The sequence below is a fragment of the Marivita hallyeonensis genome (genome assembly GCF_900129875.1).
GTDB lineage: Bacteria > Pseudomonadota > Alphaproteobacteria > Rhodobacterales > Rhodobacteraceae > Marivita > Marivita hallyeonensis.
On sequence record NZ_FQXC01000004.1, the window covers coordinates 149,589 to 165,243 of the forward strand.

The window sequence follows — 15,655 nt, forward strand, 5'->3', positions numbered from 1 at the left end:
CAGGGGTAAAACCGCTCAATTCAGCTGGCGCACCCGTTTGCGCCGGCTTCTCGTACGGATCCGCGCCCGTGTACCACCGGGATTGCGGCTTGTCCTGGGGCTCCTTTTGATCGTTGGCGGCATCCTCGGCTTCCTGCCGGTTCTGGGCTTCTGGATGATCCCCCTCGGATTCGCGGTGGCGGCACTCGATGTCGTTCCGGTCTGGCGATGGCTCAAGCGCAGACGGGAATGATCACTTCAACTGGCTGTCCTTGGACCCACGGCGGTTGATCCCCGCCCGCGCCTTGAAAGCTCCGTCGCGCTCTTGCTGGCAGTCGATGCAGAGCTTCACCCCCGGGATCGCGATGCGGCGCTTTTCGGGGATTTCCTCGTCACATTCGGCGCAATGGGTCAGGCTTTCGCCTACCGGTGATTTCCGCGCTTTCAGCCGCGCCAGTTCGTCCTGAATCGACGCGTCGATCTGATCTTGCACCGCACCGTCGCGGGTCCAACCGCCTGCCATGTCGCTTGCCCGCCAGTTTACACATTCACGATGGGCAGTGCGCCGGGCCGTTGCAAGAGGCTTGTCCGGTCCCGCGTCTCGCGCCATGGTTCCCACTTGGAGGTTTCTCATGCCCGATTTCGATCTCGAAAAGGCCTATGCCATCGACGGCGCAGAGGATGCCAAGGCGTTCTACGACACATGGGCCGCCGCCTATGACAGTGGGTTCAGCGACCGGCACGGCTATGTCGCGCCGCGCGAAATCGCACGTGTTTTCAAATCGCTCTCTGACGGCAATGATCCCATCCTCGATATCGGTGCAGGCACCGGATTGGTGGCGGAGCATCTGACCGGCTGCGTGGTTGACGGGATCGACATTTCCGAAGGTATGCTGGCCGAAGCGACGGCAAAGGGTGTCTATCGCACCTGCATCCAAGCGGACCTCACCAAGACGCTGCCCGTGGACGATGCAAGCTACGGTGGCTTCGTGTCCTGCGGGACGTTCACGCACGGTCATGTCGGCGCGGACGTCCTGCCGGAGCTGATCCGCATCGCGAGACCGGGGGCGCTGTTCACCTGTGGGGTGATCCCGTCCGTGTATGACGGGGCCGGGTTCGGATCGCGTTTGGCCTTGCTTGTCGCCACAGACGCGATCACGCCGGTCGATTTCCGCGAGTTCGCGATCTACGAAAACGCCACGCATGATCACGCCGACGATCGCGGGCTCGCCATGATTTTCCGCCGGCTCTGAGGCTTTCCTTTGGCGCAACCGCGCCTAGCTATTGCGCAAAGGAGAGACCCCATGCGCGTTTTGCTGTCCGCCCTCATCGTCTGCTGCGCCACGCTGGTTCACGCGGCGATGCCGAGCTTCACGTTCCCGTCCATCGACGGCGGCGATATCGATCTGGCGGACTGGCGTGGTCAGCCGGTTCTGGTTGTGAACACTGCATCCCGATGTGGGTTCACGCCGCAATACGACGGGTTGCAGGCGCTCTACGACCGCTATCGCGATCAGGGATTGGTCGTGCTGGCGGTGCCATCCAACGACTTCCGGCAGGAGCTGGCATCAAACGACGAGGTGAAGGACTTCTGCGAAGTGAATTTCGGCCTCGACATTCCGATGACGACGATCACGCCCGTGCTGGGCGAGGACGCGCATCCGTTTTACACATGGGTCCGCGAGGAAGCCGGGTTTGCGCCCGCTTGGAATTTCAACAAAATCCTGATTGCGCCAGATGGCAGTGTGGCCGCCACGTTCGGATCGAACGCGCGGCCACTGTCCCGTCCCGTCATCTCTGCGATAACGGCGGTTTTGAACTGATCACTTCTGCAGATAGGACCAGATTTCATCCTTGAGAGCACCGCGCTGCTTGCGCAGGTCGGTCTCGGCAAATGAATCTATCGGTTCGACATTGGTCTCGGCCCGGTGCACCGCGCGATTGACTTCGTGATAGCTGTCAAAAAGCTTGGCAAAATGCGCGTCCGACTGCTTGAGCGCGCTCATCTGTTCCACGTGGTCCGGGAATTCCTCGGCCAACTCGTGCGGGGTGTGTGACATGGGTTCACTCCTCTCCTGATGTCTTTCGACACAAGATGTCAGAGCCGTACACCTTTCACTTTGACCCGGATCAAACCGCTGTCATTTCCGCGCCTTGCGCCATCCCGCAGCCTGCGCCTCCGCCTCGGTGCAGAACCAGCGTTCGCCCTTGGTCAGTGAGATGCGGGTCTTGTCGTAATACTCCTGACCCGGAACATGATAGATGCGTTCGCCACTGTTGGGACTGACATTGCCTTTGATGGTGCAATTGGAATTGAGGGCATTGGGTAAAAGGCGTCTTCGTTCCGGCGCGCCGCGGTTGACGGTGACGGTCTTTGCACCGGTCTCCGTCGCGGGACGCGCGCGCGCACGCTGCGCGGACCGAAAAGCGGCCGGGGACATCACGCCTGTCGCGTGAAGCCCACGCGCGTTCACCGCCGCGCCTTTCTCCGCAAGATCATAGTCCATCCCGTAGCGACGATAAGCGAAGGCAAGCCCTTCGCTCACCAGAACTTCACCCGCATCACGCCCGTCGATTGTGCATGTTCCAACGGTGCGCCCGTACCGATCGGTGTCAGTGGCAGTGCAGCGGGCGTACCTGCCGTGGAACAGCGCGCGTGTCTCGGCACGCACCCACTCTCCGCAGGGCCACGCAGGACTGTTCGCATCGCCGCACATCTGATCGGTTTCTGGCGCGTCGATGGCGTGCAGACGCACGGTTGTGCCACCGACCTCGAACGTGTCGCCATCGATGACGCGAACCGTCCCCTCTGGCCCCGCCTGAGCGAGATGTGCCGTAAAAACGAGAGCGGAAATGCAGAAGAACCTTAACATACCGTTAAGATTGCCAGCAAAATCCGGCGGAACAATGGAATTCGTTGAGAAAGGTTAATTATTCCCCACGCGGGAAGCGCTGGCTGTCTTCGAGCACGTTCAGGTCCATGTGGTTGCGCATGAACCGCTCGGATGCATCGCGCAGCGGCTGGTAGTCCCAGGGGTAATACCCGCCCTGGCGCAACGCTTCATACACAACCCACCGCTTCGCCTGACTTGCGCGCACCTCAGCATCAAAGCGATCGAGATCCCAGCGCGCCTCTGATTTCGCGCGCAGGGTTTGCAGCGTGCCTTGGTGCTTGGGCGTGTCGGCCAAATTGGTCAATTCATGTGGATCCGCGTCAAGATCGAACAACTGGTCCGGATCGAGCGCGCAACGGGTGTACTTCCACTTGCCATAGCGCAGCGACACCAGCGGCGCGAAAGATGCCTCGGCCGCGTATTCCATCGCGACCGGGCTGGTGCGCTCCCCACCCTGCCCCAATGGCACCAGCGACTCGCCCGTGGTCCAGGGCATGACTTCGTCCATGCTGACCCCGGCCAGATCGCAAAGCGTCGGGCAGACATCGATGGTCGAGACCGGGTCAGCGACAAGGCCCGGCTTCATCCCCGGTGCCGAAATCATCAGCGGCACGCGCGCGGAGCCCTCGTAGAAGCACATCTTGAACCACAGGCCGCGCTCACCCAGCATGTCGCCGTGATCCGAGACAAACAGAATGATCGCCTCCTGCCGCGTGTCATCGAGCACTTGAAGGATCTCACCGATCTTATCGTCGAGATAGGAGATGTTGGCGAAATACGCGCGGCGTGAGCGGCGAATGTCGTCCTCTGTGATGTCGAAATTGCGCCAGTCATTGGCATCGAAAATGCGCCGAGCATGCGGGTCGTGGTCGTCATAGGCCATGGCCGGGACCTCGGGCAGCAGATGGTCGCAGTCTTCGTAGAGATCCCAGTATTTGCGACGCGCCACGTAAGGGTCGTGCGGGTGGGTGAAACTGACTGTCAGGCACCAGGGCCGCGCATCCTTGCCGCGCGCCAGATCGTAGAGCGCGAGTTTCGCCTGATACGCCACCTCGTCATCGTATTCGAGCTGGTTGGTGATCTCGGCCACGCCGCTGCCCGTGACCGAGCCCATGTTATGGTACCACCAGTCGATGCGTTCACCCGGTTTGCGGTAATCCGGTGTCCAGCCGAAATCCGCCGGGTAGATGTCGGTGGTCAGCCGCGCCTCGAACCCGTGGAGCTGGTCGGGGCCGACAAAATGCATCTTGCCCGACAGCGCCGTATAGTAGCCCGCGCGGCGCAGATGGTGCGCGTAGGTGGGGATGGACGACGGAAACTCGGCGGCATTGTCATAGACCCCCGTCGCCGAAGGCAGCTGCCCGGACATGAAGGCCGCCCGTCCCGGCGCACACAGCGGGCTGGCGGTATAGGCGTTGCGAAACCGGGTGGAGCGTGCGGCAAGTCTTTTCAGGTTCGGCGCGTGCAGCCAGTCGGCGGGGCCATCGGGAAACAGGGTTCCGGCCAGTTGGTCCACCACGAGGATCAGGATATTCGGTTTCATGGCGTCTCCGCGTGCCGCTTCTGGCGCGACACTGATCCGAACCGCCTGCAGCGTCAATCATGCGCGGGTGAAGATGCGCCGACGCATCTTCGCGTTTCCTTCGCCGGAAACGCATTGGGGGTCAGCCCCCAAACCCTCGGGAATATTTTTGAACCAGAGAAGTTCAGGACGACGAGCTTATTCCCATTCCATTTCTTCGAAAACGCGACCTGCATTGCGCGTTGCGAGTTCCTCGAACGTGTCGAGATGAGCCCAGCTCGACTGATCGACATAATACGCGCCCGCAAGATCGCCGCCCTCGTCAATATGCGTCCCGATCTTGGCGCGCAGGTCTTTAATATAGTCAGACGTATAGCGCGTGACCTGCGCCATGTTGGTCGGGTGGCCGTGGCCAGGGATGACGTAAGTGGCGTTCAGCTCGGTAAACGGGCCGTCGAATGTCTCGATCCAGCAGCTGGTGCACGTGTGCTCAAAAATCGGCGGCATGCGTTCGTGAAACGCGATGTCGCCTGCGATCACGATGTCCCATTGGGGGATCCAGACCTGCACGTCGCCCGGATCGTGCGCGGGGCCGAGATGCAGCACCTCAAGCGTTACATCGCCCATCTCGACGACGTGTTTGTCGGAAAAGCTGAGGTTCGCGGGGACGACCTCTGTGCCCTTCGCCTTGTCACGGTTGTAGCGTTTCATGCCTTCGAGGATGAAATGCCCATTGGCCTCGACCTCTGCGATGGCATCCTCGTGGGCGAGGATATCGACCCCGAGCGCCGCCCAGTAGGAATTGCCAAGCATTGCGTGGCCTTGCCCGTTCTCGTTGATGACCAGACGGACAGGCTGGTCCGTCACCGCTTTGATCTCTTCGTGCAACGCGGCGGCCAATCGCGCCGACGCGCCGCCATTGATGACGATCACACCGTCGCCGGTCACGACGAAACTCAGGTTGTTGTTGTGTCCCGAATTCTCATAGGTCGGCGGCGCGGTCGCGCCGATGGCCGAAAAGACATGCGGGATCACCTCGACCGGTTTGTCGTACAATTCGGATTGCGGGTATTTGTCGGGGATGTCTTCGCTCGCCACGGCGGTGGTCGCCATCACGGCTGCGGCTACGGTCATCGGGTATCGCATCGGGGTCTCCTTCTCTTGCGGTCACATTCACGAATATGAATGAGAAAATCAATCACCATCTGAGCCGATGACTTGCCACCACCCGTAGGCACGTTACGCTCCTTCACTGAGCGTGAGGGAGGATCGTCATGACACTGGCAGGCAAACACGCCCTGGTCACCGGCGGCGGCACCGGGATCGGATTGGGCATCGCAAAAGCGTTGCAGTCTGAGGGGGCCATCGTCACGATTACCGGACGCCGCGCCGACGTGCTTGAGACAGCGGCCAGGGATAACGGCCTGCATCCGCTTGTCATGGATGTGCAGGACGAGGATGCCATCGTCACTGGCGTGGCCAGTGCGGTGGATCAGCGTGGACCGATTCAGATCTGTGTGCCGAATGCGGGCATTGCCGAGGGACGCGCGTTGCACAAGACCGATTATGCCTTCTGGCGCAACATGATGGCGACCAATCTCGACGGCGCGTTTCTGACGATCCGCGAAAGCCTCAAGTCAATGCATGAAACCGATTGGGGCCGCGTCATTGCGGTCAGTTCCATCGCGGGCTTGCGCGGGTTGAAGGGCGCGCCCTGTTACACGGCATCGAAACACGCGATGATCGGTCTGATCCGCGGGCTGGCGGCGGATTACGCGGGCAAGCCCTACACGTTCAACGCGCTCTGCCCCGCCTATGTCGACACAGACATCGTGTCGAGCAACGCCGCCTCCATCGCCGCGCGCACCGGCATGGATGAAGACGCGGCGCGGCAGCTCATGGTCGACGTGAACCCGCATGGCCGCCTCATCGCGCCCGAGGAAGTGGCCGAGACAGCGCTCTGGCTCTGTGGTCCGCATTCGGGCAGCATCAACGGCCAAGCCATCCAGATCGCTGGAGGCGAGGTGTGAGCGACCCCTACGATCCTTCTGGTGAGGGTGCACAGATGGCCTTTGACGGGCGCATGTCCTACGGCGACTACCTTGGCCTTGACGCGCTTTTGTCCGCGCAACATCCGCTCAGCACGGCGCATGACGAGATGCTCTTCATCATCCAGCACCAGACGTCAGAGCTTTGGATGCGTCTTGCCTTGCACGAACTCAAGGCCGCACGGGAAACGCTGGCGCAAGACGACATCCGTCCGGCGTTCAAACTGCTCGCGCGGGTCACCCGCATTTTCGAGCAATTGAATTCCGCATGGGACGTGTTGCGCACGATGACACCCAGTGACTACACGACCTTCCGCGCGGCACTTGGCCAAAGCTCGGGCTTTCAGTCGGCGCAATACCGGGAGATCGAGTTTCTGTTGGGCAACCGCAATCCGGCGATGATCCGGCCACACGCGCACCGACCAGAGATCACAGCCCGGCTGGAGGCGGAACTCGGGACACCATCGCTCTACGATTGCGCGGTTGGTCGGCTGGCACGGTCCTTCCCCCTTACCGAAGCCGACATGAACCGCGACCGCTCTCTGCCCCATGCGCCGAACGACGCCATTCAGGCCGCCTGGGCCGAGGTCTACCGCGACCCGACCACGTATTGGGACCTGTATGAACTCGCAGAGAAGCTGGTCGATTTGGAGGATTACTTCCGTCGCTGGCGCTTCAACCATGTCACAACGGTCGAGCGCGTGATCGGTTTGAAACGCGGCACTGGCGGCACCGGAGGGGTGTCCTATCTCAAGCGGATGCTGGAGGTGGAGTTGTTCCCCGATCTCTGGCATCTGCGCACGCGCCTCTGACAGGACCTGACATGACCGATTTCTCCGCCACACGCGCCGCGTTCCATATCCCCGACGGGGTGATCTACCTTGATGGCAATTCGCTTGGGCCGCTCCCAAAGACCGCCGCGCGCCGCGTGTCCGAGGTCGTCACGCAGGAATGGGGCGATCACCTGATCAAGGGCTGGAACGATTGCGGTTGGATGGACATGCCAATGCGTCTAGGCGACCGGATCGGACGCCTGATTGGCGCGGAACCGGGTCATGTGGTCGTTGGCGACACCCTGTCGATCAAGGTCTTTCAGGCCCTGGCCGCCGCGATCAAGCTGAACCCGGACCGTCGCGTGATCCTGTCCGACACCGGGAATTTCCCGTCCGATCTTTACATGGCCGAAGGGCTGATCAGCCTCCTTGGACCTGACTACGACCTGCGGCTTGTCGCGCCAGAAGACGTAAGCGCGGCCATTACCGAAGAGATCGCCGTTACGCTGATCACCGAAGTGGATTACCGGACCGGGCGCAAACATGACATGGCCGCGCTGACCAAGAAAGCGCGGGCGCATGGCGTCGTCACTGTCTGGGATCTGGCGCATTCTGCGGGGGCGATCCCGGTCGATCTGCGCGGCGTCGGCGCGGATTTTGCGGTCGGGTGCACCTACAAGTACCTCAATGGCGGTCCGGGTGCGCCAGCGTTCATCTACGTGTCACCAGACCATGCGGAAAAGGCCCTTCCGGCGCTATCCGGTTGGCTTGGCCATGACAGCCCGTTCGCCTTTGATCTCGGCTACCGTGCGGGCGCGGGCGTCAGTCGCATGCGCGTCGGCACGCCGCCCATCGTGCAGATGGCCGCGCTCGAGGCGGCATTGGACATCTGGGACGGTGTCGATCTGCAAGATGTGCGCAACCGGTCGATTGACCTGTCGGAACGCTTCGTCGCCGGGGTCGAAGCGCACTGCCCGGGTCTGGTGCTGGCCAGCCCCCGCGATCCGGCACAGCGCGGCAGTCAGGTCAGCTTCCGATTTGAGCACGGATATGCCGCGATGCAGGCCTTGATCGCGAACGGCGTGATTGGCGATTTCCGCGCTCCGGACATGATGCGGTTTGGGTTTGCGCCGCTTTATCTCGACGAAGACGACATCGACGCGGCGGTCGACACTCTGCGTCGGGTGATAACGGACCGGCTGTGGGAGACGCCTGAATTTCAAAGGAAAAAGGCTGTCACCTGACCCGTGCGATCAGCTTGCCTTCGCCTGCGGATGTGCCGTCGTGAGACCCTTTGTCCAGTCGCGAACCGCATCGCCAAACGCCTGGAACAGCGGGCGTGAGACCGGGTCGTTCGCAGCATCCCATTCAGGGTGCCACTGCACCGACAAGGTGAAGCCGGGTGCATCCTTCACGTAGATTGCCTCGGGCGTACCGTCCGGCGCATGCCCTTCGATGACAATCCGCGCGCCGGGCGTCTTGATCCCCTGCCCATGCAAGGTGTTGGTCATGACCTCGGTCGCGCCGAAAACCTTGTGGAACACACCGCCCTCGACAACGGTCACGATGTGGCGAAGAGCAAACTTCTCCTCCAGCGTGCCATCGGGCGGCATCCGGTGGTTCATGCGCCCGGGCAAATCGCGGATCTCGGGATAAAGCGTGCCGCCCATTGCGACATTCACCTCTTGGAACCCACGGCAAATCCCCAGGATCGGTTGACCGCGCTCCACGCAGGCACGGATGAGGGGCAGCGTGATCGAATCCCGCGCCCGGTCAAAATCGCCATGCGCATCCGTGGCGGCCTCGCCGTATTCCTCCGGATGCACGTTCGGGCGCCCGCCGGTGAACAAAAACCCGTCGCAGGTTCGCAGAAGCTCGTCCACCGACACGAACCGGGGATCCGCAGGCACCAGAAGCGGCATGCAGCCCGCCACCTTCGAAACCGCCTCGGAATTCATCGTCCCGCCCGCATGAGCTGGATACTGATCGTTGATCAAATACTGGTTGCCGATGATCCCAACGACCGGGCGTGTCATGTGCGCCTCCCTAAATCTCGGCGGTGAGTCCAACCGCTTCGATCCCGGCGGTCGCCGCGATGGCATCATTGTCCGAGCTGTCGCCCGTGACGCCCACAGCCCCCAGCACGCGGCCCTTGGAATCGCGCACCAGCACACCGCCCGGCACCGGGATCAACTGACCGCCATACGCGCCATTCGCTGCGGCAATGAAATAGGCCTGCGCCTCGGCGCGTTGCATCTGCGCCGTACCCGCCATACCCAGCATGACCGCGCCATAAGCCTTGCCATGCGCGATCTGGAACCGCCCCGGGGACGCGCCGTCTTCACGCTCGAAGGCCTGAATGTTTCCGCCCGCATCGAGGACAATCACGGACAAAGGCTTCATCTCGGCCTCGCGGCCTTTCTCAAGCGCTTTGCGGATGATGGTGCGCGCCCGGCGCAGCGAAATCGATGCCATATGTCCCCCTCAGGCAAACAAATCATGCGCCAGTTCAAGCGCGTCGACCAGAACGTCCACTTCTTCTTCGGTGTTGTACAGACCAAAGGACGCGCGGCAGGTCGCCGTGACGCCCAAATGATCCATCAACGGTCCGGCACAGTGATGCCCCGCGCGTACCGCTACACCCTTCTTGTCGAGGATGGTCGAGATGTCATGTGCATGGCCAGCGCCATCCAGCGTGAAACTGAAGATCGCCGCTTTGTCCGGTGTCGTGCCTTGCACCTGCAACCAGTTCAGCCCATCCAGCCGGGTGCGCGCATAATCGCGCAGCTTCTTCTCATGCGCGGCGATGTTCTCCATCCCAAGCGACATCATGTATTCCAGCGCCACGCCCAGCCCGATTTGCTGAACGATTCCGGGGGTTCCCGCCTCGAACTTCATGGGCGGATCATTCCACGTGATCTCGTCTTTATGGACCTCACGGATCATGTCACCGCCGCCGATGAACGGCTCCATTTCGGCCATGCGCTCTTTCTTCATGAAGATCGCGCCAGAAGCTGACGGACCGTAGAGCTTGTGTCCAGTGATCGCGTAGAAATCACAGCCCAGTGCGTCGACATTGACCGGCATATGCACCGCGGCCTGCGAGCCATCGACCAACACCGCAACACCCTTGTCATGTGCGGCGTCCACGATAGTCTTCACATCAACAACGGTTCCCAACACATTGGAAAGATGCGTGATCGCGATCAACTTTGTGTTTGGCGTGATCGCATCGATCACCGCCTGCGGATCAAGATACCCCGTCGAATCCACATCGACCCATTTGATCACAACGCCCTGACGCTCGCGCAGGAAATGCCACGGCACGATGTTCGCGTGGTGCTCCATCACCGACAGGATGATCTCATCCCCAGCCTGCATCCGTGGCATGGCCCAGCCATAGGCCACGGTGTTGATCCCCATCGTCGTGCCGGTGTTCATGACGATCTCGTCTTCGTCCTTCACACCCAGGAACTTCGCAATGATCCCGCGCGTACCCTCGTATTTCTCGGTCGCGAGGTTCGACAGATAATGCAGACCGCGATGCACGTTGGCGTATTCCTCGCCATAGGCACGGCTGATCGCGTCGATCACCACCTTCGGTTTCTGCGCGCTCGCCCCGTTGTCGAGGTAGACCAACGGCTTGCCGTTCACCTCGCGCGATAGGATCGGGAAATCGCCGCGAATTTCGTTCACGTCATACATATCCAGGAAGTCCTCCGGTCTGTACGCCCAGCAAGCTGAAAATCATGCTCAGCCCCAGCATCATGCCGACGACCGCAAGCAAGAGGATCAACCCTGCCTTGAGCAAACTGCCCATCTCGTGCGCGACGTCGATGAAATTGACAAAGATCCAAATGCCCAGAACCGAGGCCGCGCTGATCACCACCCCCGACAGGAAAAGACTGGCAGGCCCGATCAGCACCACGGCCGCCTGCATCACAGCGCGCAGGGCCTGAAGCCAGATCACCAGCACCGCGATCTGCGCATATGTCGCGCGCCCGCCCAACGGGCGGCCGCAAAGCGTGACCGCAAAGATCAGCGCCGCCACCGATACCGCCAGCATGACCCCGAACACCATGGGGCTACCCAACACCGGACCAATAAGATCATTCGACGGGGTCGTGAGAAGCGACAGCGAGAACATCAGCGTGTTCAGCACCACAACCAACGCAAAGGCCAGCCACAGCGCCTGCTTGGGCAGGTTCATTGCCAGCAACAACCGCGCCACATCTCGTGGCGCAGTCACCGTGTTGATGGCCAGTTTGAAGAACCCGGGAACCGTCACGCCTCTGCCTCGCGATACACAGCCAGCATGCTGGCCAACCAAAACCACATGAACACCGCAAACCAGAGCACCCCGACGATGGTCAACTCGATCCCTGGCCCAATGAAGCCGGCCACTAGACCGTTCAGCAGAACCAGAGGCGACGACGCCAGCAAACTCCAAAAAAGCGAAACGCGCGCGTCGTAGGCGGACCCCTTCCCGCGCAGCAGCCGCGCGATCCAATGCGCGATCAATGCCAACCCGTAGAACAGAAGCGGCGCGAAAAAGATCGTCGCCATCAACGTGCCCCCAAGGAGCATGTTGAGTTCCTGCCCCTCAAGATGTGCTTGCCGTGCCAAGGCAGGCCAGCGCGCGATGAACAGGATCACACAGGCCCCCATGAGGATCGCCAGTGCACGATCCTCACGCGGTACGCCGGAGACAAGCCGACGCACCACTGTGCCCGGCCCCCGATACGTGGCCGCGATATCCCGGGTTAACGGCATCCTACCCCTTATCCGCGGCGACGCGTCAGCCAGGCTTCGACGCGGCCGTTGATTTCGTCTTGCAGGCTCTCGTCCTCGATCTCCATCACCGCTTCGGCCAGGAAAGCGAGCGTCAAGAGGTCGGTCGCCGGGCCTTCTTCGATCCCGCGCGAGCGCAGGTAGAACAGCCCCTCCTCGTCGATCGCGCCCGAGGTCGATCCATGCGAGCACGCGACGTCATCGGCGTAAATCTCAAGCTCCGGCTTGGCGAGGAACTGGCTGTCCTCGTCCAGAAGCAGCGACTGGCTGATCTGGTAGCCGTCGGTTTTCTGCGCGCCTTCTTTCACGAGGATCTTGCCCTGGAAAACACCCGTTGCCCCGTTGCGCAGCACCTTCTTGAACACCTGACGGCTCTCGCAGTTAAGCGCGTCGTGGGTGATAAACACCGTGTCGTCATGGTGGAAGTCGCCGTCACCGACGCAGGCTCCGGCCACATGCGCAATCGCATCGTCGCCTGTCAGTTCGACCACCATCTCATTGCGGGTCAGTACGCCATTGGCGGTGAGCGTAAAGGATTTGAAAACCGATTCCGAACCCAACCGCACGAACATCGCGGTCGCCGCGCGACGCTCTGGGTCCCGGCCCTGTGCGCGGACGTGGTGCAACACACCGCCGTCGGCAATGTCGATCTCCATGCACTTGTTGAACCGCGCCGCCGCCGGTCCGTTTTCAAGGATGGTCAGCTCGGCCCCGCTTTCGACCTTCACCACGTGGTGCAGGATCGCGTCGGACGTTTCAGATTCGTGACGGTAGATCAGGCTGACCGGCTTTGGCGCCTTGCCTGTCACATGGATCAGCACGCCGTCAGTGGCAAAGGCGGTGTTCAACGCCGCCAAGGGACGGTGCACCGGCGTCTGACCGCGTGTTTCGAGCACACCGTACAGGTCCTTGGCCCAGTGAATATCCGCAGCATCGGCAAGACGATCGATGGTGACGTGCTCCATCGCCAGATCGTCCGAGGCCTCGGCGTCGAACACACCGTCGACGAACACGATCTTGAGGCGGTCCACTTCGCCAAACACCGGTGTTTCTTCCGCTTCGAAGAGCGCGGCCTTCGGCGCGTCGGGCTGAACGAGCGTATCGGGCCGGGTGTACTTCCAGTACTCGTCCCGCGCGCCCGGCAACCCCATGTTCCGCACCCGCGCAACGGCCTCCTGGCGCGCTGTGTCAGACCATCCACCATCGGGCAGTGTCAGCGCGGCGAGCCGCGCATCCGTGGCATCCTGTTTGATCTGAGGCAGCGCCATTACGCCACCTCCGCCAGCAGATCTGCGTAGCCGTTGTTTTCGACTTCAAGTGCCAGCTCGGGACCGCCGGTCTTGATGATCCGACCATCTGCCATGATGTGCACCACGTCCGGCTTTATGTGATCGAGAAGCCGCTGATAGTGCGTGATGACAAGGAACCCACGGCCCGCATCGCGCAGCGCGTTCACACCATCAGCCACCAGCTTCATCGCATCCACATCAAGGCCCGAGTCGGTCTCGTCGAGAATGCACATCTTCGGCTCCAGCATCGCCATCTGAAGGATCTCGTTGCGCTTCTTCTCGCCCCCCGAAAACCCGACATTCACGGGACGCTTCAGCATATCCGCGTCGATCTTCAGCTCCTTGGCTTTCGCGCGGATCATCTTGAGAAAATCGGCCGCCGACATCTCTTCTTCACCGCGCGCCTTGCGCTGGGAATTCACGGCAGTGCGCAGGAAGGTCATGTTGCCCACGCCTGGAATCTCGACAGGGTACTGAAACGCGAGGAACAGCCCCGCCGCCGCGCGCTCTTCCGGCTCCATGTCAAGGATGTCCTCACCTTCGAGCGTCGCTTCGCCTTCGGTCACCTCATAGCCATCACGGCCCGACAGCACATAGGACAGGGTCGACTTGCCAGACCCGTTCGGCCCCATGATCGCATGCACCTTGCCCGCCTCGACGGAGAGGTCCACACCTTTGAGGATCTGCTTGTCCTCTTCCTCAAGTTTCACGTGCAGGTTCTTGATTTCCAGCATTATGAAAGTCTCCAGCTTGTGTCTTCCCGATGCACGAGAAGATGGTTTTCGTTTGTTCTGTACCGTGTGTTCTGCGCAATCGTAGCGCCGGCGGACGCCATCAGCATCGCATCGCCGACACCGGCGAAACCGACGTCGCCCACGGTCGCTTCGTGGCCCTCGCGGTTGATCGGTGCATAGGTCAGTGCAGACTTGAGCGACGCGTTCGGCGCGGCAATCGCAAGCACATTGCGCGCTTCGACAGGCAGGTCAAAGCCCGTCAGGGCCTGATTGTCGTGCCCCTCCAGCTCCGTATGAGGGTTCCGGATAGTCAACATGTCCACGAACCCCAGGTCTGATCTTCCTCATGGATGAGAAGAAAGTTTCTGTTCGGGTTGTACTTTTTACGTCTCGAATACGCCGTGTATCCGTGTTCACTGACCCAGGCTTCGAAAGCCTCGCGATTTTCGCGATCAACTTCGATGAGCATACGTGGTTTGCAGCGTTTGACGGTCTCCTTGAGAGACCGCAGAACATGCATCTCCATGCCTTCGACATCGATCTTGATGAAGCTGGCAGCGCGATCCCCGATCACGTCATCTGCGGGCACGACGCTGATGTCTCCGGCCCCTTCCACAAGACGTCCGGCACCGACATTGCTCATATGAAAGTCGAGGCCGAAGGTATCCACAGCCGCTTCGGCGATACCGTAGCCCAACCAAGTCATGTCCACGACATCGTCCACGTGATTGAGCAACACATTGCTGACCAGCACCTTGTAGGCGACCGGATTGGGCTCGACCACAACCACCTCGGACGGGCGCAGAAACTTGGCAACGAATAGCGCATGGTTTCCAACATTTGCGCCGATATCGATGTAGATGCCCCCCGGGGGAAACGCACGCCGCAGGATTTCTAGTTCTTCCTGCTCATAGAACACGCCGTTCGCGTGATATTTATTCTGGATGAGGTCGCGACGCGCCGCGACCGTGAAGAACACAGTCTCTCCGTTCACTTCCGACCGCACAATCGTCCCTCCGGGCAACCGAAAGATGCCCGGCGCGACCGTGAGTTCAGCCAACTCCGATGCGGCGATGGGGTTGAGAAGGTCCTTCGCCAAGATTGTCACCCCCGGTCCGTCAGAACAGCCGTACCGCTCGCGGACACCATCAACATTGAGTTGCCAACAACTTCGTAATCAAGATCGACCCCGATCACCGCATTGGCCCCGACAGCCGCTGCACGCTGTTCCAATTCGGACAGAGCGACATCGCGCGCGTCCTGCAACTTGGCCTCGTACGCACCGGACCGCCCACCGACGATATCGGTGATCGACGCAAAGATATCGCGCACCACGTTCGCGCCCATGATCGCTTCGCCGACCACGATCCCTTTATATTCAAGGATCTTGCTGCCCTCGATGCTGTTTGTCGTTGTCACGATCATTGACGTCGCTCCATCCACAATTTTACCAGAATGCCTGCCACCCCGCCGCTCACCCCGCCGGCAATCGCAAGCGCAAGGATCGTGCCGTCAGCCCACAGCGGCATCGACAGCATCATGACCACCAAGGTCAGGATCCCGGTCAGAATCGCATATCGGCCTTTCGGCTCTGCCGGAGTGCTCAGCCACTGCCACAGGGTCAC

Annotated in this window: 22 protein-coding genes; 6 read left to right on the forward strand and 16 right to left on the reverse strand. The window is 61.1% G+C overall.

Translation table 11 applies throughout. The features are described from left to right. The first annotated feature begins 37 nt into the window (after positions 1 to 37). Positions 38 to 232, forward strand: coding sequence for a hypothetical protein (locus tag BUA42_RS13570; protein ID WP_245819018.1), 195 nt, complete (start codon positions 38 to 40; stop codon positions 230 to 232). Here the strand turns inward: BUA42_RS13570 and BUA42_RS13575 are convergent, their stop codons facing one another. Next, positions 233 to 502, reverse strand: a complete 270-nt coding sequence (locus BUA42_RS13575; RefSeq protein WP_072779324.1) for a DksA/TraR family C4-type zinc finger protein — start codon at positions 500 to 502, stop codon at positions 233 to 235. A 109-nt stretch (positions 503 to 611) separates the two neighbouring features. Here BUA42_RS13575 and BUA42_RS13580 point away from each other — a divergent pair, with 109 nt between their 5' ends. Beyond that, entirely contained in the window at positions 612 to 1,232 is a 621-nt protein-coding gene (locus tag BUA42_RS13580; protein WP_072779325.1) for a class I SAM-dependent DNA methyltransferase, read from the forward strand. Between the two features lie 51 nt (positions 1,233 to 1,283). Then, positions 1,284 to 1,802: a glutathione peroxidase gene (locus BUA42_RS13585; protein ID WP_072778670.1), complete on the forward strand. Its 519-nt coding sequence runs from the start codon at positions 1,284 to 1,286 to the stop codon at positions 1,800 to 1,802. On the opposite strand, the gene BUA42_RS13590 is transcribed toward BUA42_RS13585, so the two are convergent. From BUA42_RS13590 to BUA42_RS13605, 4 genes are all read right to left on the reverse strand, one after another. Continuing rightward, on the reverse strand, positions 1,803 to 2,039 hold the full coding sequence (locus tag BUA42_RS13590; protein WP_072778672.1) for an HP1242/YdcH family protein: 237 nt from the start codon (positions 2,037 to 2,039) through the stop codon (positions 1,803 to 1,805). A gap of 81 nt (positions 2,040 to 2,120) precedes the next feature. Further along, positions 2,121 to 2,852 carry a thermonuclease family protein gene (locus BUA42_RS13595; protein WP_072778673.1) on the reverse strand — a complete coding sequence of 244 codons (732 nt, stop codon included), beginning with the start codon at positions 2,850 to 2,852 and terminating at the stop codon, positions 2,121 to 2,123. Positions 2,853 to 2,910: 58 nt separating this feature from the next. After that, positions 2,911 to 4,416 (reverse strand): choline-sulfatase, encoded by a 1,506-nt coding sequence (gene betC, locus BUA42_RS13600; protein ID WP_072779326.1) that lies wholly within the window; start codon positions 4,414 to 4,416, stop codon positions 2,911 to 2,913. Between the two features lie 177 nt (positions 4,417 to 4,593). After that, on the reverse strand, positions 4,594 to 5,541 hold the full coding sequence (locus tag BUA42_RS13605) for an MBL fold metallo-hydrolase (RefSeq protein WP_072778675.1): 948 nt from the start codon (positions 5,539 to 5,541) through the stop codon (positions 4,594 to 4,596). A 128-nt stretch (positions 5,542 to 5,669) separates the two neighbouring features. Here BUA42_RS13605 and BUA42_RS13610 point away from each other — a divergent pair, with 128 nt between their 5' ends. The 3 genes from BUA42_RS13610 to kynU are packed head-to-tail and all read left to right on the forward strand — an operon-like array spanning position 5,670 to position 8,460. Then, positions 5,670 to 6,425, forward strand: a complete 756-nt coding sequence (locus BUA42_RS13610) for an SDR family NAD(P)-dependent oxidoreductase (protein WP_072778677.1) — start codon at positions 5,670 to 5,672, stop codon at positions 6,423 to 6,425. Next, positions 6,422 to 7,255, forward strand: a complete 834-nt coding sequence (kynA, locus tag BUA42_RS13615) for a tryptophan 2,3-dioxygenase (protein ID WP_072778679.1) — start codon at positions 6,422 to 6,424, stop codon at positions 7,253 to 7,255. The genes BUA42_RS13610 and kynA overlap by 4 nt, the downstream gene beginning before the upstream one ends. An 11-nt stretch (positions 7,256 to 7,266) precedes the next feature. Continuing rightward, complete coding sequence (gene kynU, locus BUA42_RS13620; RefSeq protein ID WP_072778680.1) at positions 7,267 to 8,460, forward strand: kynureninase; 1,194 nt, start codon at positions 7,267 to 7,269, stop codon at positions 8,458 to 8,460. Between the two features lie 9 nt (positions 8,461 to 8,469). On the opposite strand, the gene BUA42_RS13625 is transcribed toward kynU, so the two are convergent. Genes BUA42_RS13625 through BUA42_RS13675 form a run of 11 tightly spaced genes read right to left on the reverse strand, consistent with a single transcriptional unit; the run spans position 8,470 to position 15,655 of the window. Further along, positions 8,470 to 9,252, reverse strand: a complete 783-nt coding sequence (locus BUA42_RS13625) for a gamma-glutamyl-gamma-aminobutyrate hydrolase family protein (RefSeq protein ID WP_072778682.1) — start codon at positions 9,250 to 9,252, stop codon at positions 8,470 to 8,472. Positions 9,253 to 9,262: 10 nt separating this feature from the next. Next, positions 9,263 to 9,691 carry a GlcG/HbpS family heme-binding protein gene (locus BUA42_RS13630; protein ID WP_072778683.1) on the reverse strand — a complete coding sequence of 143 codons (429 nt, stop codon included), beginning with the start codon at positions 9,689 to 9,691 and terminating at the stop codon, positions 9,263 to 9,265. A 9-nt stretch (positions 9,692 to 9,700) separates the two neighbouring features. Further along, positions 9,701 to 10,921: a cysteine desulfurase gene (locus BUA42_RS13635; RefSeq protein ID WP_072778684.1), complete on the reverse strand. Its 1,221-nt coding sequence runs from the start codon at positions 10,919 to 10,921 to the stop codon at positions 9,701 to 9,703. Further along, positions 10,914 to 11,504: a YIP1 family protein gene (locus BUA42_RS13640; RefSeq protein WP_072778686.1), complete on the reverse strand. Its 591-nt coding sequence runs from the start codon at positions 11,502 to 11,504 to the stop codon at positions 10,914 to 10,916. Before BUA42_RS13640 ends, BUA42_RS13635 begins: the two co-directional genes overlap by 8 nt. Next, complete coding sequence (locus BUA42_RS13645; RefSeq protein ID WP_072778687.1) at positions 11,501 to 11,989, reverse strand: YIP1 family protein; 489 nt, start codon at positions 11,987 to 11,989, stop codon at positions 11,501 to 11,503. The genes BUA42_RS13640 and BUA42_RS13645 overlap by 4 nt, the downstream gene beginning before the upstream one ends. An 8-nt stretch (positions 11,990 to 11,997) precedes the next feature. Further along, positions 11,998 to 13,275 carry a SufB/SufD family protein gene (locus BUA42_RS13650; RefSeq protein ID WP_072778688.1) on the reverse strand — a complete coding sequence of 426 codons (1,278 nt, stop codon included), beginning with the start codon at positions 13,273 to 13,275 and terminating at the stop codon, positions 11,998 to 12,000. Beyond that, a complete protein-coding gene (gene sufC, locus BUA42_RS13655) occupies positions 13,275 to 14,030 on the reverse strand; it encodes a Fe-S cluster assembly ATPase SufC (RefSeq protein ID WP_072778690.1) in 756 nt (251 codons plus the stop codon). Before sufC ends, BUA42_RS13650 begins: the two co-directional genes overlap by 1 nt. Continuing rightward, the gene (locus tag BUA42_RS13660) at positions 14,030 to 14,347 is read right to left on the reverse strand and encodes a P-loop NTPase family protein (RefSeq protein WP_072778691.1); all 318 of its coding nucleotides are present in this window, start codon (positions 14,345 to 14,347) and stop codon (positions 14,030 to 14,032) included. Before BUA42_RS13660 ends, sufC begins: the two co-directional genes overlap by 1 nt. Further along, positions 14,341 to 15,138 (reverse strand): FkbM family methyltransferase, encoded by a 798-nt coding sequence (locus BUA42_RS13665; RefSeq protein ID WP_072778693.1) that lies wholly within the window; start codon positions 15,136 to 15,138, stop codon positions 14,341 to 14,343. The genes BUA42_RS13660 and BUA42_RS13665 overlap by 7 nt, the downstream gene beginning before the upstream one ends. Continuing rightward, positions 15,135 to 15,455, reverse strand: a complete 321-nt coding sequence (locus tag BUA42_RS13670) for a heavy metal-binding domain-containing protein (protein WP_072778694.1) — start codon at positions 15,453 to 15,455, stop codon at positions 15,135 to 15,137. Before BUA42_RS13670 ends, BUA42_RS13665 begins: the two co-directional genes overlap by 4 nt. Beyond that, positions 15,452 to 15,655, reverse strand: a complete 204-nt coding sequence (locus BUA42_RS13675; RefSeq protein WP_072778695.1) for a hypothetical protein — start codon at positions 15,653 to 15,655, stop codon at positions 15,452 to 15,454. Before BUA42_RS13675 ends, BUA42_RS13670 begins: the two co-directional genes overlap by 4 nt.